The following is a 24628-nucleotide window of genomic DNA, read 5'->3' as shown; positions in this document are numbered from 1 at the left end:
CTATTTTTTGCTTTCAGGCTCTTGGCCTGTGACTCACTGCGACCTTTCATGAGCTAGTAGGAAAAAGAATCCTGCCGCAGGGATTGAATGAAAGTAAGTCATTATTAAAAACTGTCAACAGCGTGATAGCTTTTTTTTTGAAAATCATGAAATTGTGACTTTTAGAGAAGGTCCTTGGCTACAAAAACTACCCTGCCTATGGGGGCCCAGTTGTGTGCCGGATTGTTGCTTTCAAGCACTATCGGCCCGGGGGAGATTTCCTGATTTTCGGAAAGAAGCAGGATTTTGCCCGGTTCTCTTGCCACTCTTCGCACCAGAATTTCTTCGTCAATGCGCACTGCGTAGATACGTCCTTCAAAGAAATCTTTTTGTGATTCGTCCACCAGCACATGGTTGCCGTCTTCAATGCGCGGGGCCATGGCATTGCCGGTAACAGTGAGCAGTTTCATGGAGTCCGGGTTCCCTTTTTCTGCCATCCAATTGATGCTGAATGCCAGCAGCCCCTGAGCCTCTTCGTCAATATTTAACTTCTCGCCATCCCGGTCAGCGCGGGCAAGAGCCTTCGGGGGATTACAGAAATCGTTCCCGCTTGAAGCGTTGTCTTCAGGAAAAATAATTCGGGCGCCAATTTCATCAAGGACCCGGGCCAGTACCTGAATATGCTTGCCCCGCTCCTGTTTAATGTAGCGGATTATCTGGTTGGGAGCTACGCCACACGCCTTGGCCATTTGTGTCGGGTTGGCGTACTTGCGATTCTGACCAATCATGTTCCGCAACCCTTCTACTAAATCATTATAGAAACCCATGTGTCCTCCTTGGTAATGATATGTATCTTTTTTTAATAAAAATGTCCTTAATAAGTTTCTGTATTTTGCTAAGTTTTACCATTTGGTATTATAAATTTATAAAATGGCTTGCAAATGATGTTTTTTGGTAATAGTAAGTGTCCCGTCATTGTTTCTTTTGTCGTGAATTTAAAAACGTAAAGGAGTATGCAGATGGGGGGGGAGACTGTTTCTGGTTCTGGAATTTTTCCTGATATGGATGGGCGGCGGGCAATGTCTGCCGAAGGTTTGATCAGTGTGCTGGGCAGGGAGGCTGCAGAGAGGTTGATGTATTGTTGGGGCGGTACGAGAGTTTCTGTGCCGGATCTGGATGAGTTGCAGAAGCTTAGATTGCGGGAACGTATTCTCAAGGCATATGATCGGGGAGCTACTCCGGCGCAAGTGGCTGAGCGGTTCGGTATTTCAGTGCGTACAGCCCAGAGGATTCGTAGTTTTGCCAATTACGTTGAACGTGATTCCGAAATAATGTAATATTTTATTGTGGCAGTGTATTTCCAATTGAGAAATATTTGATCGGTTTGTGTTATGCTCGCAATGAACTTCCGTCCGGGATACCTATTTTTATGAAAACAAAAAAATCAAGCAGTGTATTCTTCTATTTTATCAAGCGGTTTTCCTTGGTAGCTGTTCTTATTCTTGCAGTTTCAGCATGGGCCCTGCTTACTCAGCGGACCCAGTATCTCAATATTGTTGAGAATCATGAGGTTGATCTGGTTAAGAGTAATATTTCTGCATTTAATTCATGGCTTGAATCGGACATAGAATATACTGCTATCCTTGGCGGGCTTGTCGAGGAAATATTGGCAGGTCCGGGCGATTTTTATGTGAAACGTGAACGCATAGCAGAGCTGTTTTCCGTATTCGGCTCGCAGTGCAAGGGGTGTGTTCAGCTTCGCTACCTTTCTTCGCAGGGGATGGAGTTGGTCAGGGTTAATATCGATGCCGGGAGACCGCTTCGCGTTTCAGGAAATTATCTTCAAGACAAAAGTGACCGTCCATACTTAAAGGAAGCAGCAAAGCTGAAAGATGAAGTCTATATCTCCCGTTTTGACTTGAATATGGAATTCGGGAAGGTAGTCATTCCTTACACCCCGGTAATCAGAATGATAAAAAAGGTTCATACAGACGGTATGAAGCCGGGGTATCTTGTTCTCAATTTTTCCGGGGATATGCTTTTTAAGATTTTTAATGAAGCTGGTGCTGAGTCATTCGGCGGTTTATTTCTGGTCAATGATGATGGCGGGTGGATTGTCGGCCCGGATGAAACATATAGTTGGAGATTTCTTTTCAAACCTAAAGAAGGGCTGCTTGAGCAAGAATTTCCTGAAGTTTGGAGCAATATCAAAGGGCAGAACGATGGACAGTTTGCAGGTCCTGACGGTGTCTATACCTTTGATTCTTTGAGCAGCAAATCTTTCCATTATGTTTTGCGGCAGGATGTTGTGTTCAGCGAGGGGTGGAAAGTTATTTCCCGGGTCCCTGATGAAGCTTTAGTGGTACCGCGTCGCAATATCATGCTTGTTCTGTTGGCTTTTCTCATTTTTATGCTTGGTTACCTGTTCTGGAGGCAGACTTCCATGACTGTTGCCAGTGAAGATATTCGCATGGCTCTGGAGGATAGCGAGAAAAGATTCATGGACGTTGCTGATGCTGCCGGGGAATTTATCTGGGAGACCGGACCTGACGGGAGCTTTGTTTTTGTCACCGGCAGGGCCGAAGATGTCCTTGGATATAGTGCTGAAGAGCTTATCGGGCGTTCGCCTTTTGATTTTGTGGATGAGGAATCTTCATGGGATGTGCGCAAGGAATTTCTCGACGCGGCCCAGTTCGGGCATAGCTTTAATGGGCTGGTTTTTAAGTTTGTCAATCGTGACGGACGTAAGATCTGGCTTGAATTCAACGGAGTTCCGGTTTTTGATGCTGCAGGTGTTGTAACCGGTTTCCGCGGGGCGACTTCCGATATCAGTACTCAGAAAAAAGCCCTGCAGGACTTGCAGGACCGTGAAGATATGCTTCAGAGTATAAGTGATTCAGTGCAGGATGCTTTGGTGCTGATGGATGAAAAAGGATTGGTTCATTTCTGGAATCCGGCAGCGGAGAAAATTTTCGGATACAGGGCTGATGAAATGCTCGGAGAAAGTTTGCAATGCTGTTTCTTTGCAGAGGATAATCTTTCGCCGGATACTTCCGGAGATGGTGATAATTATATTGACGGCCTGCTCTCAAGTTACGGTTCTTTCACCGTGAACGTGCGCCGTAAGGGAGGTGATGTCTTTCCGGCTGAAGTCCTTCTTTCTCCTTTGCGTAAGGATGAGCAGTGGTGGGTGGTAGGAACCTTCAGGGATGTTACCGAGCGCAAGGAAGCAGAGGACAAGCTGCGTAAGTTAGCTACCACTGATTCCCTGACCGGGCTTAGTAATCGTCGCTTCTTCATGGAGAGTGCGGAAGATGCCCTTGAGAGAACCCGCAGGTACGGGCGTGAGTTGTCTCTATTAATGATGGATATTGATTATTTCAAGACGGTCAATGATATGTACGGCCATGATGCGGGTGATGATGTGTTGAAAGGCCTTTCAAAAACAGGGCTTAAAATACTGCGTAATATTGATGTCTTCGGAAGGATTGGTGGAGAGGAATTTTCTATTTTGCTCCCCGATACCGGACTTGAAGGGGCGACTCTGGTCGCAGAGAGATTGCGTTCGGAAATTGAAGCCACGAAAATGAATACCCGTTCCGGGGGATTGAATATTACTGTAAGTATTGGTGTGGCAACATATAGTGAACAGACAAAGACTCTGGAACACTTACTTAAAGCTGCGGATATCGGTTTATATGCGGCTAAGGAGGCTGGACGTAATCAGGTTAAGGTGCAGTTGACTTTGGATGGTTCGTCAGAGGGATGATATAATTAAGAAGCCCGGAAGCTTTCGCTTCCGGGCTGAATTTTTAATCGAAGCCGAATTCGATGGTAAAATTGCCGTGGTCTGTGGTGAATGGAATTGCCATGACCGGTCCGGCTGTTACGTGGGCAATGGTATGATTGTCGCCCATGATGACTGTGGGGGTAGAGCCTTGAAGTTTGTACCCCATTTCAGTGAGTCCTGCTCTTGCCTGTCCGGAAACCATGTTGGTGATTTCACCAACAGCGTCTTTTACATCCTGAATGATGTCCTGAATGTCGTCGCCGAGCATATTCTTAACTATTTGAGCGGCGCAGGCCTTTTCAAAAGTGATTGAAATACTTCCGTTTACTGACCCTGTAAAGCCGACTATACCCGTTACATCTCCGTTGGCGACATTACCTTTCTTCACAAACGGTTTACCCGCTGTAGGCGTAATCATGGCCATCATCGTAAGGATGTCCGAGGTTGCCTTGATAAAAGGTTTGGCCAATTCTACATTCATTATAGCGACTCCTTAAAAAAAGTTGGCATATATGTTTGCGCGGTAGGCCGGAAGAAAATTTTCCCCTATGGTTCCGGGCTTACCCTTTGTTTCATGTCTTTGATCATGAATTAATCCGATGCGGTTGCGCTTTCAGCACCTTAACAGAAAAAAAGATCATGAACAATTTTTTTAAGAGTGCTTTCAGTATTTTGACATTATTTTTTAAATTGTTTCACTCAGCACTTGCAAACATTGCCGCATAGGACAAAATGAGGTCTGTTGTATGCTCTATGATATTTGACCATAGGCATAAATTCTCGTATTTAGATAAGATTCTTAGTGAATGATGCTTGCCTGCAGAAACTTGATCCGGGCAGCTGAAAGATAAAAAATCAAGGAATATAGATAAATGTCAGAGAATAAAACCGAGTCCAATGTAGGTAAAAATTTTATTACCGCGATTATTGATAAAGATAATGAAACAGGAAAATACGAAGGAAGAGTGGCTACCCGTTTTCCTCCCGAACCTAACGGTTACCTGCATATCGGCCACGCAAAATCCATCTGCCTGAATTTCGGTCTTGCCAGAGATTACAGCGGTACCTGCAACCTGCGTTTCGACGACACCAACCCGGTCAAGGAAGATACCGAATATGTGGAGTCCATTGAGAAGGATGTCCGTTGGCTCGGCTTCGACTGGGAAGAAAGATTGCACTATTCCTCTGACTATTTTGACAAGCTTTATGCTTTTGCCGTCCAGCTGATCAATGATGGCAAGGCTTACGTGGACAGTCTCAGCGCTGAGGAAATCCGTGAATACCGTGGTTCACTTACTGAGCCGGGCAAGAACAGCCCTTATCGTGACCGCTCTATTGAAGAGAACCTTGATCTTTTCGAGCGCATGAAAAACGGTGAATTTGAAGATGGTGAGCACGTTCTCCGCGCCAAGATCGACATGGCTTCTCCCAATGTGATCCTGCGCGATCCCACCATCTACCGTATCAGGAAGGCCCACCACCACCGTACCGGTGATAAGTGGTGCATTTATCCCATGTACGATTTCACCCATTGTATTTCCGATTCATTGGAGAAGATTACCCACTCCATCTGCACCCTTGAATTTGAAAATAACCGTGCCCTTTACGATTGGACCCTTGAAACCCTCGGGGTTTACCGTCCGCAGCAGATTGAATTTGCAAGGCTCAACCTGAGCTATACTGTAATGAGTAAGCGTCGTCTGATTCAGCTGGTTGAAGAGGGACATGTCTCCGGCTGGGATGATCCGCGTATGCCCACAATTTCCGGTATGAGAAGACGTGGTTATTCTCCGGCTTCCATACGTAATTTCTGCGAACGCATCGGAGTGGCAAAGGCTGCCAACATGGTTGACTTCGCTCTGCTTGAGTTCTCCGTACGTGAAGACCTCAATGCCCATTCCAACCGGGTTATGGGTGTAGTCAATCCCATCAAGCTGGTTATTGACAACTATCCTGAAGGTCAGGTTGAGGAATTCGAAGTACAGAACAATCCTGAAGATGAATCCGCCGGAAGCCGCAAGATTCCCTTCTCCAAGACCCTGTACATTGAACGTGACGACTTCATGGAAGATGCTCCCAAGAAATTCTTCAGGCTTTCCGTTGGTCGCGAAGTCCGTCTGCGTGCGGCTTACTACGTTACCTGTACTGATGTGATTAAAGATGAGAACGGCGAAGTTGTGGAACTCCGCTGCACTTACGATCCTAAAACCCGTGGCGGCTGGTCCGATGACGGCCGTAAGGTCAAAGGTACTATCCATTGGGTTTCTGCAGAACATGCAGTCGAGGCTGAGGTCCGTCTCTATAACCATCTCTTCACCAAAGAGAATCCCATGAGTAACAAGGACGGCTCTGATTTCAAGGACCATATCAACCCTGATTCCCTTGAGGTACGTACCGCTTACGTAGAGCCTTCCCTTATAGATGTGGAGCCCGGTTTCCGCTGCCAGTTTGAAAGGATCGGCTATTTTTGCGCTGATCCGGATTCCAAACCGAACAAGCCTGTTTTCAACAGAACAGTCACTCTGCGTGACTCCTGGAAGAAAATTGCCAAGAATCAGAAAAAGTAATACCGTACCCTCGCGGGTGTGGGTAATATTTTGCGGGGTCCTTAAGGGGGTCCCGCATTTTTTTTGCATCGGCACAATTATTTCGGCATAAATTAGGTGCGGGATAATTGGGGTGAAATGTTTTGCATAAAGTGCTATTTCTTGAGTAATTAATAATACTGAATTTCGAACTGTTGTTTAGATTGATAGAGATATGAACCGGAGGTTGAAGAATGACTGCTGAAATTGAAAGCGGTTCCAAGCTTGCCATAGCCATTGCCGGAAGAAGTAATGTTGGTAAATCTTCGATAATACGTGCCCTTTCTGGGATTGAGAGTGATGAAGTCAGCCCTGTGGCCAGTGAAGATGAAATGTATCCCCTGACAAGGGCGGAGATTCATCCGCTGGGGCCGGTGACCATTTATGATACTGATGCCCATCTCCCCGGCGATGACCGAGCCCGGGCTATCAAAGATGCCCTGTATAGTGTTGATGTGGCGGTTATTGTTACCGATGATTCCGGTATTCTTGATGAAGAGCGGGAATTAACCAATCTGTTACGGGATCGCGGCATTCCCTGTGTGATGGTTTTCAATAAGGCGGATATCAGGAGGCCCAGCCTTGCTGATATGGAATTCTGCGGTTCGCGCGGAGTCCGCTTTGTGGCTACCTCCACCGTTGACGGCCGAGGCATTGAGCGGCTCAAGAAGTCTATCATGGCCCTTGCACCGGAAGAAAATATGCTTGATCCCGTGTTGGCTCGTGACCTCATGGGCCGGGGGGATTTCGTAGTCTGTGTGGTTTCCGAAGACCCGGTTTCCCCCAAAGGCAGGTTGGGGCTTCCCAAGTCGCAGGTGCTGCGTGAAATCCTTGATGCCGGGGGAATCGCAGTTATTGTGAAGGAAGGAGAGCTTTACCAGACCATTTCCGGGCATAAGCGGCGTCCGGCTCTTGTGATTGCTGATTCCGAACCGATCAAGAAGGTCATGGATATTATTCCGCGTGATGTCTCTTTGACCACATTTCCCATTCTTTTTGCCCGTCATAAGGGTAATCTGGAGCAGCTTGTTCAGGGTGCTAACGCCATTGATAATCTTCAGGACGGGGATAAGGTGCTTATTGTCGAGGCCTGCCCTCACCATCCTAAAGCTGAGGACCTTGGTAAAGAGATGATTCCTGCAAGGATTGCCGGATATACAAACCGCAATATTATTTTTGAATCCAAAACCGGGTGCGGTTTGCCTCTCGACCTTTCTGAGTACCAGCTTGTGGTCCATTGCGGGGCCTGCATGGCTGAGCGGGCTGATATGCTCAGGCGGATCAGGGATTGTGACCGTCAGCAGGTTCCCATCACCAACTACGGCCTTGCCGTTGCGAAAGTGGATGGAACCCTAAAGCGTTTGATTGAGCCTTTCTTCAAAGATGAGGTTGAAGAACGTAAGGAATTGACCGGGAAGATTAATGTATTCCGGGGAAGCAACTCACAGGCTATGCATCTGGTTGTTCCAGCCGAGATACATCCTGAAAAAGCGGTCCCGTTCAATCTGATGTATCTGTTCGGGGATATTGAGGTGACCAAGGAACATATCGGTTTTGCCTCATTGCCCTTCGCCCGTGGTGGGCAGCAGAAGATCAGGAAGTTTGTAGAAGAACACGGATATTGTTTTTACAAATGGCCCGGCCGGGTTCTGGGAGCCGATCTTGGCGGTTTGCTTGATCCGGACGAAACTGAAGAAGCTTGATTCTCTTAGGTGAATTCCATGATCAGGGCAAAAGTATATATTGGGATGATGGTCTTCCTGTTTATATTGGTTTCCATTTTTGGGAACAATTCTATTTGCCGTGCTGAGGTTGTGAGAATTGGCTTTGTCACTGCCGGGAATGCTGTAAACGATAATTCTTTTAACGGCATGACCATTGCCGGTTTGCGCAGGTTGCAGAGGGATTTTCAGGTTGAAGTGTTGGTTCGCAGCGGTGGGTACGTTGTTGAGTCGGTTAGGCAGGCTATCCTTTCTCTTCTAAAAGAGAATGTCAGAATAATCGTCACCAACAGCGCCACAGTCGAGGGGCGGTTCGCAGAAATAGCACTTGATTATCCCAATGTAGTTTTTGTTCTTAATGATTGTAATATTGAAGGATATCCAAACGTTGTTTCAATCGACTACGCTCAGGAGATGGGGTCATACTTGGTTGGAGCTCTTTGCGCATGGCAGACCAAAACAGGCAAGGTCGGTTTTATCGGCGGCAACGAGATGCCTGTCATCAAGGGGTTTTTGAATGGTTTCCTTCAGGGAGTAAGGTTCTCCGGAAGGGATATTGAAGTTGATGTAAAGTTCGTGCGCAGGGGAAATTCCGAAAAAGGTTTTGAGGACCCGAAACAGGCTAATGCCTTGGCCATGGGGATGTACAATTCAGGGGTGGATATCATTTATGCCGTGGCAGGACTCGCCGGAAACGGTGTAATTCAGGCCGCCCGCAAAACAGGTAATCAGGTTGTCGGGGTCGATTCAAATCAGGATCACATGGCCAAAGGGGTTGTTCTGACCAGTATGATGAAAAGACTTGATGTGGCTGTTTATAAAGAAGTGCGTTCTATCCTGACAGGAACTTTTGCGCCGGGGTGCAAAGTTTATAATCTGGGCAACGAGGGTGTCGGGTTGACTGAAATGAAATATAGTAAGCATCTGGTTGCTCCTGAAGTTCTTGATAAGCTCGAAAAATTGAGGAACGATCTGATTTCGGGGAACGTCAAAGTGGAACCTTCAGCTGAGTAAAACGGGATTTTTTTGATGGCTAATTTTTTCAGGATAAAGCGCAGGATTACCTTGGGGCTTGTGGGGATACTGGCGGCAATTCTATTGTCGCTTGGGTATGCTTTCAGCGAATTCCACCAGGCAAAAATGAAAAGCTCCATTGAGTCCAAGGGGCGTTCTGTAGCTAATTTGCTGGCTTTTTCAAGCAGTGAGGCAATTCTCAATTTTCAGAATTACAAACTGGAAGAGTTGGTCAAAAATGCCTGCGCAGATAAGGGCATTGTCTCTTGTGCCGTATTTAATCAGGATGGGGCTGTTTTCAGCCGATTTCAGGAGGTTGAAGAAGGGCAGGGAGTTGAAAATGTCCTTTATGTTGAAAGACGAATTCTCAAGGATGGAGAATATTTGGGGTATGTCCGTGTTGGAATTCTGAATGATGACCATGCCAACAATGTTTCTTTTGTCTTGACCTGTATTTTGCCTTTGCTTTTTGGTGCGGCATTGTTGGGAGGCTTAGGACTGCGTTTGTTCATCGGCAGGACTGTTGTCTCTCCTGTGGTAAGACTTGCGGAGCAGGCAAAGCGCGCTGAGCAGGGAGAAGTGGTTGTTTTTGAAGGGCTGGACAGGGATGATGAAATCGGAAGCCTTGGTGGTTCCCTTGAGCGTCTTGCTGCCAAGCTTGCACAAATTCAATTTGAACTTGATCAAAAAGTTGTTGAACGTACTGAAACTCTTAGCGAAATTAACCATAAGCTTCGTGATGAGGTTGAAGTCCGCCGCAGGGCTGAAAAGGATTTGAGTGCTGCTCTGGAGGAGCTTTCCTTTACTGTTCGCGAGCTTGAGAAATCGAAGGATAAATCAGAAAAAGCCAGCCAGTTCAAGAGTCAGTTTTTAGCCATGATCAGTCATGAGATCAGAACTCCCATGAATGCCATACTTGGTATGGGAGATTTGTTGCTTGAGACTGAACTTGATCCTGAACAGTTGGGATATGTTGAAATTTTCAGAGGGTCCGGAGAACTGTTGCTCAAGATTATCAATGATATTCTTGATTTTGTGCAGATTGAATCCGGCCAGATAGAGCTGGTTCCGGTTCCGTTTGACCCTTCCCGGGATGTGCAGAGTGTATGTAAGAGTGTGGCCCATTCCGCAAATGCTAGAGATATTGAAGTTATTTGTGATGTTGATCAGGGGGTCCCGGCACAGGTTGTGGGTGACCCGGTTCGTGTTCGTCAAATTCTGCTGAATATTGTTTCCAATGCCGTAAAGTTTACCTCCAGCGGTGAGGTTGAAGTTCGCCTGAGTATTGAAGAGTCCGGTGATGATTTTGAACGTTTGCTTTTCACAGTCCGTGATACCGGGATCGGTATTCCCGAAGGCCGGCGGGAAAGTATTTTCGACAGTTTCGTTCAAGCGGACGGTTCAACTTCCCGAGAGTACGGTGGAGTCGGATTGGGGCTGGCCGCAGCTTCACGTCTGGCAGTCCTCATGGATGGTGAAATCCGTTTTGAGAGTGAAAGCGGTAAGGGCAGCATTTTTTATTTTTCCATCCCTTTTAAAAAATCCGTGTATGAACCGTTGCGTAGCGTGGCGGATTTTTCCGGCACGCGGGTACTGCTTGTTGACGACAATTATACTGTGCGTGAGGTGCTGGCCCGGAGGATGCAATCATTCGGAATTGATGCGGTTATGGCCTCCAGTGGGCCGGAGGGGCTTGATTATCTCGCGGCTGCGGCAGACCCTGATAAAGCTTATGATCTGCTGCTCGTTGATAGCGAGATGCCTGATATGCCGGGGGTTGACTTCCTTTCAAAAGCGCAGCAGAAAGGTTTGCTTCCCGGACGCGTAGCAATGATGTTCTCGGCTGGGTGTACAGAAGAAGACAGGCAGAATGCTCGGCTTGTCGGAGCTGATTATACATTGATCAAGCCTGTTTTTGATGCGGACCTGATCCGTTGTCTGGCTTCTGTGGGTGATTCTTCCAAGGACAGGCATAGGGCCGGGCATGGACTCAATGTTCTGCTGGTGGAAGACAATGAAGACCACCGTAAGATTCTTGAACTTTTCATCCTTGATACCGGAGCGGACATTACTGTTGCGGTGGATGGCTTGCAGGCTGTGCAGCTTTTTACCGATAACAGTTATGACCTTGTGTTCATGGATCTGGAACTGCCGGTAATGGACGGGATCTCTGCTGTGAAGCAGATGCGCGAGTTCGAATCAGGTAGCGAAAGGAAAAAAACTATAATTGTAGCTCTTGCCGCCAGAGCGTACAGTTCTAACCGGAAGGATTCGGCACAAGCAGGATGTGACGGATTTATATCCAAACCGGTTAAATGGGATACTATAAGATCCACTGTTTCGGCAGTCGCCGCAAAAGGTGGTCTTCCCGAAGATATTACTATTCTGGAGTAAGAAATGATTTCTGGAGAGAACGCAGGACAAGACTTGTTTATCATCAATGATGATCTCAGGGAATTGATCCCGCATTTTGTGGTCCATCAGTTTGACGAATTACATCAGATGGAAACCAGCCTTGAGCAAGGAGACCTGAAAGAAGTTGGACGGTTGGGGCACAGCCTTAAAGGTGCAGCCGCCAATTTTTGTCTTGATCCCCTTTCCCGTCTTGGTATGGCTATTCAGGACGTTTCCAAGCTTGGGCTGGAAGATGCCCTCAAGCCTTTAGTAAAAAAATACCGTTATTATCTTGATGAGTTGAAAGTTCAGGTCAGCTGACCAGATTTCTGTTTCGTTCACACTACTTCCAGTCCACACGCTGTCGCTGCCGCCATCATTGTCCTGAACCAGCTTGCATTGCTCGCGATATATACTTTTTGTCTTCTACCGCAGAATTTAGATTTGTGTCTGTCGTTTCCTTTGAACGGATATACTTTTTCTCCGAATTCATAGAAGAGTCGGGCAAGCCTTTGTAACGGCCCGGAAAGGCTGTAGCCCTGCTCCATACCGGATAACGGGGAGAGGCCCAAGCTTAGGATTTCCCTGCCTTCGGAGCGGAATTTTTCCATAGCCTGTAAAAGTGTGAATGCAGAAATTCCGTTTACCGCTCCTGAACATATCCGGTCAAAGTTATGGTAATAGCCCACGGTTTTGCCTTGGGAATATATGGGGTCAAACCCGGCAAGAGCCTGCAGTTCTCCGTTTTTTCTGGTCCAGAAAAAACGGACTCCCTCTTCATTGATTTTAGGCATGGGGCGGGTCAGAAATGAATACTCCTTGCCTCCCCTGTTACTGAGCCACTCCTGACAGAGTTTGGCTACTTCCTGCTGGTCCATTCCTGCAAGTTTCTTTTCTTCAACGACAAGTCCTGATTTTTGTCCTTTGTTGTGCCATCGGCGAAGTGAACTTTTATGTTTTCCGCTTAAGGAATATGTTTGGATGTCCAGTTCGGTTTCTATCCCGATTTGATAAACGCTGTATCCTTCATTAAAAAGTGTCTTCGCTAAATCTTCCCCGATCTGGATAAGAGTAATTTTGCCCAAATGCTGCTCAAGTTTTTTTATAAGGGATAATTGTTGGGCTGGAGCTGCGACCGGTTCGGTAAGAACTACCGCGTTTTTTCCGTGTAGGAGGGTGTTGACCTCCAACCATGAAATGTAACCGTTGGATCCCAGCAGAGCATGATTCAATCCCGGTTGTGTTGTCGAATAGGACATGCATCTGTTGCCGTGAATTTTCAGATAAGGCAGCAGTGTCGGTGCACATTCCGGATCATTACTGTGCAAAAAACGAAATTGTGTTGATTTGTGTAAATTCATAGCTAACCGGTTAATGCTAAAAGTGTACACCTTATTATATATCAAAATCATATTCATGTTCAAGATGTATGCATGTACTTGCTTGCAGGGTGGAGGATTATGCTCTACAGCAACTAAAAGTTTGCAATTAGGTTTCCGCAGGAGTGAAGATGATTAGTACTTTATGTCGTGCTGTAGAAAAACATTTTCTTTTGCTGGCAGTGGTTTTGAGCTGCATTGCTTTTCTGGAGCCGGCTCTGTTTACTTGGATGAAGCCGCATATTGCCCTCAGTCTGGGCATTATCATGTTTGGTATGGGACTGACTCTTGAGTTCAGTGATTTTGCGGCGGCGGTACGAAATTATAAAGCGGTTGGGCTGGGTGTGCTGTTACAGTATACGGTCATGCCTGCCTTAGCAGTGGGGCTTTCTTCTCTATGCGGATTGCCTAAGGAAGCTTTGATCGGAATGGTGGTGGTCGGGGCCTGCCCCGGTGGGACGGCTTCAAATGTAATTGCTCATCTGGCAAAGGCCAATGTGGCTCTCTCGGTGACCATGACTCTCGTCTCCACCTGCCTTGCTCCGCTGCTGACCCCACTGATTATCTATGCCATTTTTAACCAGCAGATTGAAATCCCATTCCTGCCCATGGTAAAATCCGTATTTTGGATTGTCATCTTTCCGTTGGTGGACGGTCTGGTCCTGCGCAGGGTTTTACGGAGCAGACTGGACCCCTTGCTGCATATTTTTCCTTCTATATCCATCATTGTGATCTCTATGTTGATTGCCTGCATTATCGGTTTGAACCATGATATGCTGGCTTCTTTTCCGCTTCTTGTTTTCGTCGCAGTTATCCTGCACAATGCTGGTGGACTGGGGGCCGGGTACGGGGTCGGCAGGCTGGCCGGATTCACTCATCGTGACAGCGTTACTCTCGCTATCGAGGTGGGGATGCAGAATTCCGGTCTTGGCGTGGCTCTGGCGACTAAATATTTTGGTATTGCGAGCGCATTGCCCGGGGCTTTGTTCAGCCTCTGGCATAATATTTCGGGGATATTGCTCGCTAACCGTAACCGAGTAATTTCTTCTGGAGAGAGTGATGAAAAACAGTCTTGATGAAATCATCGACAGCGGCCTTGCTCATGCTTTTCCTTTTTTTGAAGATCACCCGGAAATGATCAAGCTGTTGCGGGATATGAGCATGGCAGTGTGTGCTGATTGCGCAAGTATTACTCCCGAAATGCCGCAATTCCCTGTTTTACTGGCTGAAAAGGCGTTTGCCCTGTTTGGTGCTAATTTCAGTGCCATGCTGGGACAGGTGGAGAGTTTGGACCCTGAATTCAAGGTCGCTTGTTCAGACGGATGCTCTTATTGCTGTTCCTCCCACATCACACTCACCCCGCAAGAAGCTTTCCGTATTGCGCTGCATCTGGCGGCGAATTGTTCTGAAGATGAATTTGTGCGGTTGACCGAGGAATGTATGGCCGCTGCCGGGGATTTTGTTCCCGGCCAGCTTAAGGAGTTTGCACAAAACTATTTTCAGCCCTGTCCATTTTTAAAGGACAACCGCTGCTCTATCTATGAAGTACGGCCCATTCTCTGTCGTAACTGGATTTCAACTGATCTTGAGGCTTGTAAAAAAAGTTTCAATATGAAAAATAAAGTCACGGTTCCGCAGAATGCGTTGATCATGGTCCAGAAGGATCTGGTCTTTACCGGACAGCAAGCCTACCTTGCTGGATTTAGTATTGAGGGCGGCATTGGATCATTCATGCCTATGATAGCTCAGATCCTGACCGATTTTGAATCTACGTATACTAAGTGGCTCTTAGGCGAAAAATTAAACGGCCAAATGTAAGCCCTTCGGGGACCCTGCCGGGGGCCTTAAACCCTTTTTCAAAAGGGTTTGTTCCACTGTCGCTATCCCTAAGACTCGAAGCAAAGCTTCTTGCCTAAGGGCTAGTGCAAGAATCCCAAAACGTTTTAATAAGCTTCGCATGTAATGCGTTAAAATTATTTCAAATAAGAAGGCCGTAATATCTCGGAAGATATTACGGCCTTTATCTATGGCAAATTTAAAATGCGGAGCGGCGAAACCTTACTAAAAGTTTTTGAAGAGTCCAGAGAAACTTTTTTCAAAAAGTTTCTTTGGCCATCGAAGAGCCGCCGGAGGCCTGCCTTTTAAGGTAAAGTAAGTTCGCCTTTGCTGATCATGTCTTCGATCTGGGCAACGTCTTTGTCGCCGCGACCGGAGAGGTTGACGATGATGATTTTGTCCTTGTCGAGCTGCGGTGCCAGCTTGAGGGCGTGGGCCAGTGCGTGGGAGGACTCAAGTGCTGGGATGATACCTTCGGTCTGTGAAAGCTTGAAGAATGCGTCGGTGGCTTCCTTGTCGGATGCATGGACGTATTCAGCACGGCCGAGGTCCTTGAGATGGGAATGCTCGGGACCTACGCTAGGGTAGTCCAGACCTGCGGAGATAGAGTAGACCGGAGCAGGCTCGCCTTTCTCATCCTTGAGCATGTAGGAGTTGAAGCCGTGCATTACGCCAGGTTCACCAAGGCAGAGGGTGGCTGCGTGCTCACCCGGTTCAAGGCCGCGTCCGGAAGGTTCAACACCGATGAGCTTGACGGATTCATCTGCGATGAAATCTGCGAACATGCCGATGGCGTTGGAACCGCCGCCCACGCAGGCGATGCAGTAATCAGGCAGGCGTCCTTCGTCTTCAAGGCACTGCTGCTTGGCTTCTTTACTGATCACGGACTGGAAGTCGCGGACCATCATCGGGTAGGGGTGGGGACCTACAGCGGAACCGAGCAGGTAGAAGGTGTTCTCTGCATCACCGATCCATGCGGCAAGGGCTTCGTCAACAGCCTCTTTAAGGGTTTTCTGACCGGATTTTGCAGCAACAACATCCGCACCCATCATGCGCATACGGAAAACGTTCAGTTTTTGCCGTTCCATGTCCACTTCGCCCATGACGATGGTGCATTTTATACCCATGAGTGCGCAGGTAGCGGCAGTGGCTACACCATGCTGTCCGGCACCTGTCTCAGCGATGATTTTTTTCTTGCCCATGCGCTTTGCAAGCAGAATCTGGCCGATGGTGTTGTTTACTTTATGCGCGCCGAGATGGTTGAGATCTTCGCGCTTGAGGTAGATTTTAGCACCGCCGAGCTCTTCGGTGAGGTTAGAGCAGAGGTAGAGAGGAGTGGGGCGTCCGGAATATTTTGCCAGATAATACTGGAATTCTTTGATGAATTCAGGTTCTTTTCTAAATTTTTCGTATGTTGCCGCCAGCTCGTTCAGGATAGGAAGAAGCTGTTCGGGAACGTACTGTCCGCCGTATTCACCAAAAAAGCCATCTGCATTGATAGTTGTGTTGTCAGTCATTTTTCTCTCCTGAATTTTTTCTACGACAGTGCTGTGCAGGCATAAAAAAACCGCGATCAGTTTGCACTGTCGCGGTTCTATAAAACTTTTATTTGTTACCTGTTTTTTGAACGTAACCTACCGCGACGCATTAGCTGCGCCACCACCAAAAATAAAGGGTAAAGTTGGAGTAAGAAACGTTCATAGTGAGAAAGTGTTTACCCCGCTCCTCAAGAGTTGTCAACAGGGAGTATTTTGCGAAGCTTATTTTATATTTATCCCGGTTAAGTCTTGGTTATTTTTAAATATAGCTCTTTTTATCAAATGAAAAATGGGCTATGCTGGAGACAATATCTACTGTGAAAAGATGCAGTTTCGATGGGTAAGTATTAATAATGTTTGAAGTTAATTGTGAGGTGTGTGCATGGAATTCTTTCTGGATACTGCGAATCTTGAGGAAATCATGAAGGCTAAGGCTCAGGGGCTGATGGATGGTGTAACCACCAATCCTACCTTGCTTTCCCGCGAGGGTGGGGACTGGCGTAAGCAGGCCGAAGCCATCTGTGCGGAAGTGGAAGGACCGGTTAGTCTTGAAGTTGTGGGCGAGAGTGCCGAGGAAATGATTCGTGAGGCCGAAGATCTTGCTTCATTCGGTGATAACGTGGTTATCAAGGTACCCATGACCAATGAAGGTCTGGTGGTTACTGAAAGCCTTTACCGTAAGGGTGTGAAGACCAACGTGACCCTTGTTTTCTCTCCTTTGCAGGCCCTGCTGGCTGCCAAGGCCGGGGCTACTTATGTAAGTCCTTTTGTGGGCCGTCTGGATGGAATTGCCCACGACGGAATGGAACTTATCCGGCAGATCCGTACTATCTTTGATAATTATGATTTTCCTACCAAGATTCTGGTGGCTTCAATCCGGCATCCCATGCACGTGCTTGATTCTGCTCTTATCGGCGCGGACGTAGCTACCATTCCATATAGTGTAATCAGCCAGCTTGCCGCACACCCCCTGACTGATAAGGGGCTTGCTGCATTTAATGCGGACTGGGCAAAGCTGACCAAGTAGTTTTCGGGAATTGTTTTTGATTTAAAAACCCGGAACTCAGTATGGAGTTCCGGGTTTTCTGCTGTGTGTCTGCCCATAGAATTTTATAAAATATTACTGTAAGCTGCGCCCATGTCCAAACGTCCGATACTTGTTCTTCAGATGCAGCGCATGGGGGATTTGATTCTCTCATTTCCGCTCTTTCTCTGGTTGGAGAGAACCTATCCCGGCCATCCTATATGGGTGGTGGCCGAGGAAAAATTTTTCCGTCCACTTATGCCAATCAGTCCCAGAGTCACCTATTTCCCTTGGGAAGGTGTACAGGTTCTGCGTCAGAACAAGTATGAGATGATTGTTAACCTGAGTATTCGCAGTCAGGCCGCAGATCTTGCCGGGGAGCTACAGGCTGAAGTCAAACTCGGTCCGGTGGCATCCAAGGAAGGGGTAACCCATATTTTGGGTAATTGGCAGCTTTACCGGGCCAGTGTTGTTGAGAATAACCGCCATAACCTTTTTCATTGGGCGGATTTGAATGCCTTGGATTGTGTTCCCCTGAGCAACCTTGCCAGTACTCGATGGCCTCTGCCGCGCACCCTGCATAAGGATTCCAATCGTATCGGTCTTTTTTTGGGGGCAAGTGAAGAGGTCAAGCGTCCTTCGGTTCGATTTTGGGCAGATTTGTGCTCAGAACTACTGGCTAAGGGGCTGCGACCGGTACTGTTCGGCGGCCCCATGGAGCAGGGAATGGGGCAGGAGGTAGCCCGTCTGTGCAAAGGGCCTATTCTGGATATGTCCGGCAAACTGAAGCTTGGGGAATTGATTGCCGTGGGGCAGTCCCTGCAACTTTTTATCACCCCGGATACCGGGCCAATGCATCTGGCTGCATGGTCGGGGTTGAAAGTACTCAATCTTTCTATGGGTAATGTGAATCCTTGGGAAACCGGGCCTTATCAGAACGACCATTTTGTTTTGCGTTCCACCATGAGTTGCGCTCTGGGGTGTTGGTCATGCACCCGCGATGAACTGTATTGCCATTCTCCTTTTACTCCTTCCCGTATAGCCGTGGCCGCAAAGCGTATGATTGTTGAAGATCGGGCCAGTTTGCAGAAAATCAATATGCCCGGATTGCGTATGTTTCTAACTGCGCGAAATATTAATGGTTTATATGATTTAAAACAGTTGAGCGGCAGCAGGGCGCAGGCAGGGGATTCATTGGGACAGTTCTGGCAGCAGTATTTTGGTGCGGTGTTCGGCTTGTGGGCCACTGATGGTCCTGAGCAGGCATGGGCAGAATTTGCTGCTCAGAAACCGGGGCTTGCAGCTAAAATGGGGGCACATCTGCCGCGTCTGGGTAAAGAGTTCAGTCGTGGGTTGGCCCGGAGTGCTCCGCTGGATGATTCATTTTGGAATTCCTGCCCTCTAATCTTGCGACAATTTACCGGTTTTATACAACTTTTTCTGCAAAATAACGATTACAGTCGCGAATCGTGGATCAGAGTCCTTTCCTACTATGAACAGCTTGCTACGATTATCAGCAAAAGCTGAACAGCACTGAATTATTTTCCTTAAAAGGGAAGAATGTTCCATCTTAGCTGGACGTCTTTTTCTTTTAAATAGCTGAAATAAAGTGTTTTTATTTTTGGCACGCCTCGTGAATACAACTAAGTCGAGGAGTCAGAATATGAAAATACTTCCACATCACGAACAAACTAATCAGGGCTTGAGCAGTCTTCTGGACAGAACATCACTGTCTGAGGAGTCTTTTCGCTCATCTATGTTCGACAATTTCCTTTATTCCAGCCAGTCCGAGGCTCAGGCAGCGTACCAGCCGGTTCAGAATCTCGTGAATGAGGCCGCTTCTGTATATGAAGAAGCAACTTCCCACGCCGAGCCTGAAGCCGCAGCTGAATATATTGATGAAGCTGCCGAAAATGTAGCTATGCAGTCTGTTGAAGAGCAGCCTCAGGATCTTACGGTAAGCCGGGAAGACTGGAATGAAATCAAGGAAGAGCTCGAAGAGTACGGCCTCGATAAGAAAGATATCGCCGACCTTGAAGAGAAGGTAATGAGCGAAAACGGCATTACTTACGGTCAGCTGGTTTCCGAGCTCTCCGGCATGATGAAGGGCATGAAGGGGATCTCGCTCAGTCCTGTTCAGGAACAGAATCTGAATTCCATATTTTCACAGCTTGGTTTTACCCCGGATGAATCCAAGGGGCTCTTGGCCTCTATTCGTCAGGGCAAGCTTGGTAATGTAGTCGAGAAAATGCAGGCTAAGCTGGCATCCATGTCTGACTCCGAAAAGCTTCAGCTTTCTGAAGATGAAACCAAGACTCTGACCGATCTGTTCAAGCTCAGCGGCGATGCGGGTAAAAAGGTTACCCAGTTGCTCACCACAGAAGGTGCTACCGTCGGTGATTTTAAGAAAGGTTTTTCTGTTCTCAAGTCGGCTCTTGCCCAGCAGCAGGCTGAGCAGGATGGAAAGGATCTCAAGCTGGTCAAGACTGTAGCCGATTCCCTGCACTCTGCCATGGAAAAAGCTTCTGACCAGTCTCCCAGTGCTGTGCGCATGGCCTCTGCTGAAGTTATCAGTGATTCCATGGGGGCAGCTAAAGAGGTTAGCGAGAGCGTTAAGCAGGACGGGCAGAATGGAGAAAATCCTGCCCAGAAGGATAACAATCCCTCAAAAAATGGCGCTGACCTTAAAGGCGATACCAATGCCGGAAAGCAGAATGCCGGACAGGCTGATGATAAGAATTCCAACCGTCACTGGCTGGAACAGCTTCTTTCCGATTCTGATGATCAGGACAGTTGGAACGATTTTTTCGGCAAGCTTTCCGATGAATCCCTTGTGAAGGGTGAGGGAACTCTTACCGGAAATCTTTTCGGTAACGGAGTCGGTACTCTGCAGAATGCAGTTAAGTCTGCTCAGGCCGGTAAGACCGATACTATGTGGGAAAAAACTGCCCGTTCAAACATCTTGGAGCAGATTCAGGAAGGTGTTTTCAAGAATCTCGGTCAGGGACGCAAGCAGCTGACGTTGCAGCTTAATCCCCATGATCTCGGCACCGTCAACGTAATGCTGCAGGTCAAGAACAAGGATGTTCAGGCTACAATCAGGGCGGAAAATCCAGACACAGCGAAAGTTATTGCCGAGCAGCTGGAAGTTGTGAAGCAGGCTTTGGAAGAGCAGGGCCTCAAGGTGGAAAAACTTGAAGTCCAGACTGGTATTTCAGACGGTCAGACAGATTCTTCCTGGAAAAATGCTGAGGATCATAACGCCGCGCAATATCAGGAAATGATGTCTGAAATGCGTAAGCGTTGGCAGACTTTAAGACAAGAAGGAACCTCTTTGGCCCAGGAAATGCAAACTGTACAACAGAAGGCACAAATTTCCCAGAGCGGGCTTTACATAGTGGCTTAATATAAATTTAGGCCCGCTTAGTAAAAATTAAGAGGTGTAGTCATGGGATACGTAGGGTTCAGTAACATACTTGGCAGAGCAGAAGCCGACATGGCAGCAAGCAATCAGCCAACACATAAAAGTCAGCTGGGACAGGATGACTTCCTGAAGCTTCTCCTTACCCAGATGCAGAACCAGGACCCGGCCAACCCCATGGAAGATAAAGAATACATGGCGCAGATGGCACAGTTCTCCAGTCTTGAACAGCTCACTCAGGTGAACAGCAACATCAAGACTATGATCGATAACAACACTCAGGACCAGATGGTCTCCGCAGTTGGCTTCATCGGCAAAGAAGTAAAAGCGGAAGGTTATTCCATCAGCCGTGACAACGGCAAGATAAGTAAGGTCTTCTACGGTCTCGGCGAGCCTGTGGCAAATGCGTTCATCAATATTTACGATAACAATAAAAACCTTGTCCGCACTGTTCAACTCGGTTCAAAGGCTGAAGGGACCTTTGAGTTCGAATGGGATGGAAAGAACTGGGCAGGCAAGGATGTTCCGGACGGAGTTTATTCCATCGCCATGGCAGCGGAAGACGCTGAAGGCAGTCCGGTAATGGTTAAGACGGAAGTCAGTGGCGAAGTCTCCGGAGTTGTTTCCGAAGGCGGGCAGCAATATCTGCACCTTAAAGACGGTCGCTACATCAACTTCCTCAACATCAGAGAAGTAGTAAGTCCGACGGATGTGTCCGATTCATCTGGTGAGTCAGGTGAATCTTCCGAATCATCTTCAAGCTAATCAGGCCAACGGCATGGCCCGGCTTAAGAGATAGGAAAGCATTCGCGAGTCAACAGGACTTTAGGAGGTTCTAATGGGTTTATCAGCATCATTATTCTCAGGAATCACAGGTTTACAGGCACACGGTGACAAGATGTCCGTGCTTGGTAACAACATCGCAAACGTAAACACAGTCGGTTTTAAAAGTGCCAAAATGCACTTTGAAGATGCCATCAGTCAGGACATGTCCACTGCTACCGGTATTGCACAGGTAGGTCGAGGCGTTCAGGTTGGGGCAATTTATGCCGACTTCGCTCAGGGGTCTTTTGAAACTACCTCTGAGTCCACCGACCTCGCTATCGGTGGTGACGGATTTTTCATAGTCTCTCCCAAGGAGGAAGAGACTTCCTACTACACCAGAGCGGGTAACTTCCGTTTTGACAAAGACGGTTACCTTACCGACCCGCACGGTTATGTGCTGCAGGGCTGGCAGGTACAGGATGAAAGTAATTCACAGGTTGCCACTGGTACCAGCGTGAATACCAGTAATGCTGTACGTACCATCGGTGTTCCTACTGACATCAGGTTGGAGAACTTCCAGTCCGCACCTAAGGCCACAACTACTATTAATATGATCACCAACCTTGATTCACAGGAAGCCAGCCGCTCAACTGACAGCACTGCTCCTTACCTCTCTCTTTTCAACGCATGGGATGGCTCTGCTGAACCGCCCTTGGGTGATTCTCTCTACGGCTACCAGTCTACTATCAAGGTTTATGATGCCAACGGTTCTGCACATAACGTGACCACTTATTTTGACCAGGTTACCCTCAGTAACGCTGGTGGTAAGAAGGTCTGGGAATTCATCGTAACCTGCAACCCGGATGAAGACGGCCGTATCTCCGATGACGGTGTTAACTTCGCCGGAACTTCTGCAGCAGGTCTGCTCATGACCGGTACTATGACTTTCAACGCAGCCGGTGACCTGACCGGTGTCTCTGCATTTACCCTCAAAAGTAATGCCGGTACCGCTGCTGCTGACCTTAGAAATTCTGATGAATGGACTCTGGCTGAGTTCTCACAGGACGGCCTGCCTGTTCTGACTGCCAACTTCCTGTCAAGGTCCAACGCAAGTTTTACTGATGCCAGCAATGATCCGGTAACAGTTGAGATGAACTTCGGATTAAACAACAAGGATCTTTCGGGAGCCGGAACCACTAAAGGTTGGGGAACCACAACCGTTTCAAACGCCAGTCTGCTTGGTACGAATATTACTGACATAAGTAATATCCCTAACTTCGGTGATGCTGAGAAGAGCGCACTCTCTACAACCAGTTACAGCTCAGGTTCCACCACTCTGTTCCAGTCTCAGGACGGTTACACCGCAGGATTCTTGCAGAGTACTTCTGTCAGCAGGGACGGAGTTCTGACCGGACGTTACTCAAATGGTCAGATTCAGGAACTTTACGTTCTGACCATTGCCTCGTTCAATAATGACTGGGGGCTGCGCCGTGAAGGCGGTAACCTCTTCACTCAGACAAGGGAATCAGGTGATGCTTTGACCGGGTTGCCCAATAGCAGTGGTAAAGGTTCCATCGCCTCCAACTCTCTTGAAATGTCTAACGTGGACCTTGCGGTTGAGTTTGTAAACATGATCACCACCCAGCGTGGTTTTCAGGCGAACTCCAAGGTAATTACCACCACAGACTCGATGATGGGCGAGCTTATCCAGCTCAAGCGCTAAAGTGAATAAGGTATCCTGATGATGCTGAATATATAGGAAACTCCTTCTACAACCTCCGCAGACGGGACTGACTCCCCCGACTGCACAGGTACCCGGAAACCCCGCTGCCGAATATGCCGTTTCGGAAGCGGGGTTTCCATTTTTTTATTCCATTTCTCCTTATCTAAAGAAATATTTCCGTCATATTAATCCATTTGTGTTTCTTGATGTTCCTCTTTGTCTTCGTAGGTGCCTGCAACGGCAGTAAATGCCTAGTCGTTGTGAACTCTGGTGGGTAAAGGTTATAAATAACAGTTGATTAGGCGGTGGTGGGGACGGCTTTTCCCGTTGTTCTAAAAAATGACAGTCAAAAGCCCGAAGGGGCGGGAAAAAATTGACTATTCAACTGAATATAAAGAAGTCTAGACTTTATTTATATGTTTAAGTTATTGAATTTTATGCAAAAAATGTTTTTGGCACACGCTCTGCTTAAGGTTGGTTAACAAAAACGGAATTTTGTGAACTACAAGGAGGTTCAGATATGTCCTTAGTCATTAACCACAACCTTATGGCAATGCATGCCTCGCGCAACCTGCAGGAAGCGTATGGCAACCTCGGCACTTCAACCCGTCGCCTCTCCTCAGGTTTGAGAGTCGGCACCGCAGCTGACGATGCTGCTGGTCTCGCAATTCGTGAACTTATGCGCGCTGACGTTAAATCCCTTAACCAGGGTATGAGAAACGCCAACGACGCGATTTCCATGATTCAGACCGCAGACGGAGCGCTGCAGGTAATCGATGAAAAGCTCATCCGCATGAAAGAGCTGGCAACCCAGGCATCCACCGGTACCTACAACTCCGACCAGCGTCTTATCATCGATTCTGAATTCCAGGCCATGGCCTCGGAAATTACCCGTATCGCAAATGCTACCGACTTCAACGGTATCCACCTGCTCAACGGTAACCTTTCTGGTGGTACCGGTACCCATAACGGTAACGGACTCCATTCCACCGGCCCGCTTAAGGTTCACTTCGGAACAGGTAACGATTCCGCAGAAGACTACTATTACATCGCAATTGGTACTTCTACAGCTTCAGCCCTTGGTGTGCAGACTTCCATCTCCACACAGGCTCTGGCGCAGCAGGCTCTGGATAAGCTCCAGCAGGCAATTATTTCAAAAGATAAGATTCGTGCGAACCTTGGTGCCATGCAGAACAGGTTGGAAAACACCATTACCAACCTTTCCATTCAGGCAGAAAATGTTCAGGCTGCTGAATCCCGTATCTCCGACGTGGACGTAGCAACTGAAATGACCGAATTCGTACGTAACCAGATTCTCACTCAGTCCGCGGTAGCGATGCTCTCGCAGGCTAACTCACTGCCGAAGATGGCAATGCAGCTCATTGGCGGTTAAAACCGCTTGAGATAATCGGGTGAAGATTAAGGACTGTGGAGGCGATTGATCACCGCCTCCCAGTCC

The 24628-nt window shown here is 47.7% G+C and carries 19 protein-coding genes; 15 read left to right on the top strand and 4 right to left on the bottom strand.

Going from position 1 to position 24628, the window contains the following annotated elements; all coding sequences use genetic code 11:
* Positions 1–161: 161 nt before the first annotated feature.
* A complete protein-coding gene (locus ACO05Z_RS15415) occupies positions 162–806 on the bottom strand; it encodes a S24 family peptidase (protein ID WP_421903080.1) in 645 nt (214 codons plus the stop codon).
* 192 nt (positions 807–998) lie between these two features.
* Between ACO05Z_RS15415 and ACO05Z_RS15410 the strand changes: the two genes are divergently transcribed.
* Complete coding sequence (locus ACO05Z_RS15410) at positions 999–1316, top strand: helix-turn-helix domain-containing protein (protein WP_421903079.1); 318 nt, start codon at positions 999–1001, stop codon at positions 1314–1316.
* 92 nt (positions 1317–1408) lie between these two features.
* Positions 1409–3748, top strand: coding sequence for a diguanylate cyclase (locus ACO05Z_RS15405; protein ID WP_421903078.1), 2340 nt, complete (start codon positions 1409–1411; stop codon positions 3746–3748).
* A gap of 43 nt (positions 3749–3791) precedes the next feature.
* Here the strand turns inward: ACO05Z_RS15405 and ACO05Z_RS15400 are convergent, their stop codons facing one another.
* A complete protein-coding gene (locus ACO05Z_RS15400) occupies positions 3792–4250 on the bottom strand; it encodes a chemotaxis protein CheX (RefSeq protein WP_421903077.1) in 459 nt (152 codons plus the stop codon).
* Positions 4251–4641: 391 nt separating this feature from the next.
* Between ACO05Z_RS15400 and ACO05Z_RS15395 the strand changes: the two genes are divergently transcribed.
* The 5 genes from ACO05Z_RS15395 (at position 4642) to ACO05Z_RS15375 (ending at position 11804) form a co-directional block, all read left to right on the top strand.
* Positions 4642–6336 carry a glutamine--tRNA ligase/YqeY domain fusion protein gene (locus ACO05Z_RS15395; RefSeq protein WP_421903076.1) on the top strand — a complete coding sequence of 565 codons (1695 nt, stop codon included), beginning with the start codon at positions 4642–4644 and terminating at the stop codon, positions 6334–6336.
* Positions 6337–6548: 212 nt separating this feature from the next.
* The gene (gene hydF / locus ACO05Z_RS15390) at positions 6549–8057 is read left to right on the top strand and encodes a [FeFe] hydrogenase H-cluster maturation GTPase HydF (protein ID WP_421903075.1); all 1509 of its coding nucleotides are present in this window, start codon (positions 6549–6551) and stop codon (positions 8055–8057) included.
* Positions 8058–8075: 18 nt separating this feature from the next.
* Positions 8076–9089 (top strand): BMP family lipoprotein, encoded by a 1014-nt coding sequence (locus ACO05Z_RS15385; RefSeq protein ID WP_421903074.1) that lies wholly within the window; start codon positions 8076–8078, stop codon positions 9087–9089.
* Positions 9090–9104: 15 nt separating this feature from the next.
* Complete coding sequence (locus ACO05Z_RS15380; protein WP_421903073.1) at positions 9105–11483, top strand: response regulator; 2379 nt, start codon at positions 9105–9107, stop codon at positions 11481–11483.
* A gap of 3 nt (positions 11484–11486) precedes the next feature.
* Entirely contained in the window at positions 11487–11804 is a 318-nt protein-coding gene (locus ACO05Z_RS15375; RefSeq protein ID WP_421903072.1) for an Hpt domain-containing protein, read from the top strand.
* A gap of 17 nt (positions 11805–11821) precedes the next feature.
* Here ACO05Z_RS15375 and ACO05Z_RS15370 read toward each other — a convergent pair whose 3' ends face one another.
* Positions 11822–12742 carry a phosphatidylglycerol lysyltransferase domain-containing protein gene (locus ACO05Z_RS15370; protein WP_421903071.1) on the bottom strand — a complete coding sequence of 307 codons (921 nt, stop codon included), beginning with the start codon at positions 12740–12742 and terminating at the stop codon, positions 11822–11824.
* A 251-nt stretch (positions 12743–12993) separates the two neighbouring features.
* Between ACO05Z_RS15370 and ACO05Z_RS15365 the strand changes: the two genes are divergently transcribed.
* Both ACO05Z_RS15365 and ACO05Z_RS15360 read left to right on the top strand, forming a co-directional pair.
* Complete coding sequence (locus tag ACO05Z_RS15365) at positions 12994–13938, top strand: bile acid:sodium symporter family protein (RefSeq protein ID WP_421903070.1); 945 nt, start codon at positions 12994–12996, stop codon at positions 13936–13938.
* Positions 13922–14680, top strand: coding sequence for a YkgJ family cysteine cluster protein (locus ACO05Z_RS15360; protein WP_421903069.1), 759 nt, complete (start codon positions 13922–13924; stop codon positions 14678–14680). Before ACO05Z_RS15365 ends, ACO05Z_RS15360 begins: the two co-directional genes overlap by 17 nt.
* Positions 14681–15003: 323 nt before the next feature.
* Here the strand turns inward: ACO05Z_RS15360 and trpB are convergent, their stop codons facing one another.
* Complete coding sequence (trpB, locus tag ACO05Z_RS15355; RefSeq protein WP_421903068.1) at positions 15004–16215, bottom strand: tryptophan synthase subunit beta; 1212 nt, start codon at positions 16213–16215, stop codon at positions 15004–15006.
* A gap of 403 nt (positions 16216–16618) precedes the next feature.
* Between trpB and fsa the strand changes: the two genes are divergently transcribed.
* From fsa to ACO05Z_RS15325, 6 genes are all read left to right on the top strand, one after another.
* On the top strand, positions 16619–17263 hold the full coding sequence (fsa, locus tag ACO05Z_RS15350; protein ID WP_421903067.1) for a fructose-6-phosphate aldolase: 645 nt from the start codon (positions 16619–16621) through the stop codon (positions 17261–17263).
* 111 nt (positions 17264–17374) lie between these two features.
* Positions 17375–18787 (top strand): glycosyltransferase family 9 protein, encoded by a 1413-nt coding sequence (locus tag ACO05Z_RS15345; RefSeq protein ID WP_421903066.1) that lies wholly within the window; start codon positions 17375–17377, stop codon positions 18785–18787.
* A 136-nt stretch (positions 18788–18923) separates the two neighbouring features.
* Entirely contained in the window at positions 18924–20666 is a 1743-nt protein-coding gene (locus tag ACO05Z_RS15340) for a flagellar hook-length control protein FliK (RefSeq protein WP_421903065.1), read from the top strand.
* A gap of 42 nt (positions 20667–20708) precedes the next feature.
* Positions 20709–21446, top strand: coding sequence for a flagellar hook assembly protein FlgD (locus ACO05Z_RS15335; RefSeq protein ID WP_421903064.1), 738 nt, complete (start codon positions 20709–20711; stop codon positions 21444–21446).
* 73 nt (positions 21447–21519) lie between these two features.
* Positions 21520–23169, top strand: coding sequence for a flagellar hook protein FlgE (locus tag ACO05Z_RS15330; protein ID WP_421903063.1), 1650 nt, complete (start codon positions 21520–21522; stop codon positions 23167–23169).
* A gap of 520 nt (positions 23170–23689) precedes the next feature.
* The gene (locus tag ACO05Z_RS15325; protein WP_421903062.1) at positions 23690–24562 is read left to right on the top strand and encodes a flagellin; all 873 of its coding nucleotides are present in this window, start codon (positions 23690–23692) and stop codon (positions 24560–24562) included.
* The last annotated feature ends 66 nt before the right edge of the window (positions 24563–24628 follow it).

It is taken from the genome of Maridesulfovibrio sp., assembly GCF_965230075.1.
Lineage (GTDB): Bacteria > Desulfobacterota > Desulfovibrionia > Desulfovibrionales > Desulfovibrionaceae > Maridesulfovibrio.
This window is presented reverse-complemented; position numbering and strand designations above follow the sequence as displayed.

Coding starts and splice junctions, on each gene's coding strand:
- ACO05Z_RS15330 (WP_421903063.1), top strand. CDS start 21,520: ATGGGTTTATCAGCATCATTATTCTCAGGAATCACAGGTTTACAGGCA.
- ACO05Z_RS15340 (WP_421903065.1), top strand. CDS start 18,924: ATGAAAATACTTCCACATCACGAACAAACTAATCAGGGCTTGAGCAGT.
- ACO05Z_RS15370 (WP_421903071.1), bottom strand. CDS start 12,742: ATGTCCTATTCGACAACACAACCGGGATTGAATCATGCTCTGCTGGGA.
- trpB (WP_421903068.1), bottom strand. CDS start 16,215: ATGACTGACAACACAACTATCAATGCAGATGGCTTTTTTGGTGAATAC.
- ACO05Z_RS15385 (WP_421903074.1), top strand. CDS start 8,076: ATGATCAGGGCAAAAGTATATATTGGGATGATGGTCTTCCTGTTTATA.
- fsa (WP_421903067.1), top strand. CDS start 16,619: ATGGAATTCTTTCTGGATACTGCGAATCTTGAGGAAATCATGAAGGCT.
- ACO05Z_RS15405 (WP_421903078.1), top strand. CDS start 1,409: ATGAAAACAAAAAAATCAAGCAGTGTATTCTTCTATTTTATCAAGCGG.
- ACO05Z_RS15365 (WP_421903070.1), top strand. CDS start 12,994: ATGATTAGTACTTTATGTCGTGCTGTAGAAAAACATTTTCTTTTGCTG.
- ACO05Z_RS15380 (WP_421903073.1), top strand. CDS start 9,105: ATGGCTAATTTTTTCAGGATAAAGCGCAGGATTACCTTGGGGCTTGTG.
- ACO05Z_RS15415 (WP_421903080.1), bottom strand. CDS start 806: ATGGGTTTCTATAATGATTTAGTAGAAGGGTTGCGGAACATGATTGGT.
- ACO05Z_RS15335 (WP_421903064.1), top strand. CDS start 20,709: ATGGGATACGTAGGGTTCAGTAACATACTTGGCAGAGCAGAAGCCGAC.
- ACO05Z_RS15345 (WP_421903066.1), top strand. CDS start 17,375: ATGTCCAAACGTCCGATACTTGTTCTTCAGATGCAGCGCATGGGGGAT.
- ACO05Z_RS15375 (WP_421903072.1), top strand. CDS start 11,487: ATGATTTCTGGAGAGAACGCAGGACAAGACTTGTTTATCATCAATGAT.
- ACO05Z_RS15400 (WP_421903077.1), bottom strand. CDS start 4,250: ATGAATGTAGAATTGGCCAAACCTTTTATCAAGGCAACCTCGGACATC.
- ACO05Z_RS15360 (WP_421903069.1), top strand. CDS start 13,922: ATGAAAAACAGTCTTGATGAAATCATCGACAGCGGCCTTGCTCATGCT.
- ACO05Z_RS15395 (WP_421903076.1), top strand. CDS start 4,642: ATGTCAGAGAATAAAACCGAGTCCAATGTAGGTAAAAATTTTATTACC.
- hydF (WP_421903075.1), top strand. CDS start 6,549: ATGACTGCTGAAATTGAAAGCGGTTCCAAGCTTGCCATAGCCATTGCC.
- ACO05Z_RS15410 (WP_421903079.1), top strand. CDS start 999: ATGGGGGGGGAGACTGTTTCTGGTTCTGGAATTTTTCCTGATATGGAT.
- ACO05Z_RS15325 (WP_421903062.1), top strand. CDS start 23,690: ATGTCCTTAGTCATTAACCACAACCTTATGGCAATGCATGCCTCGCGC.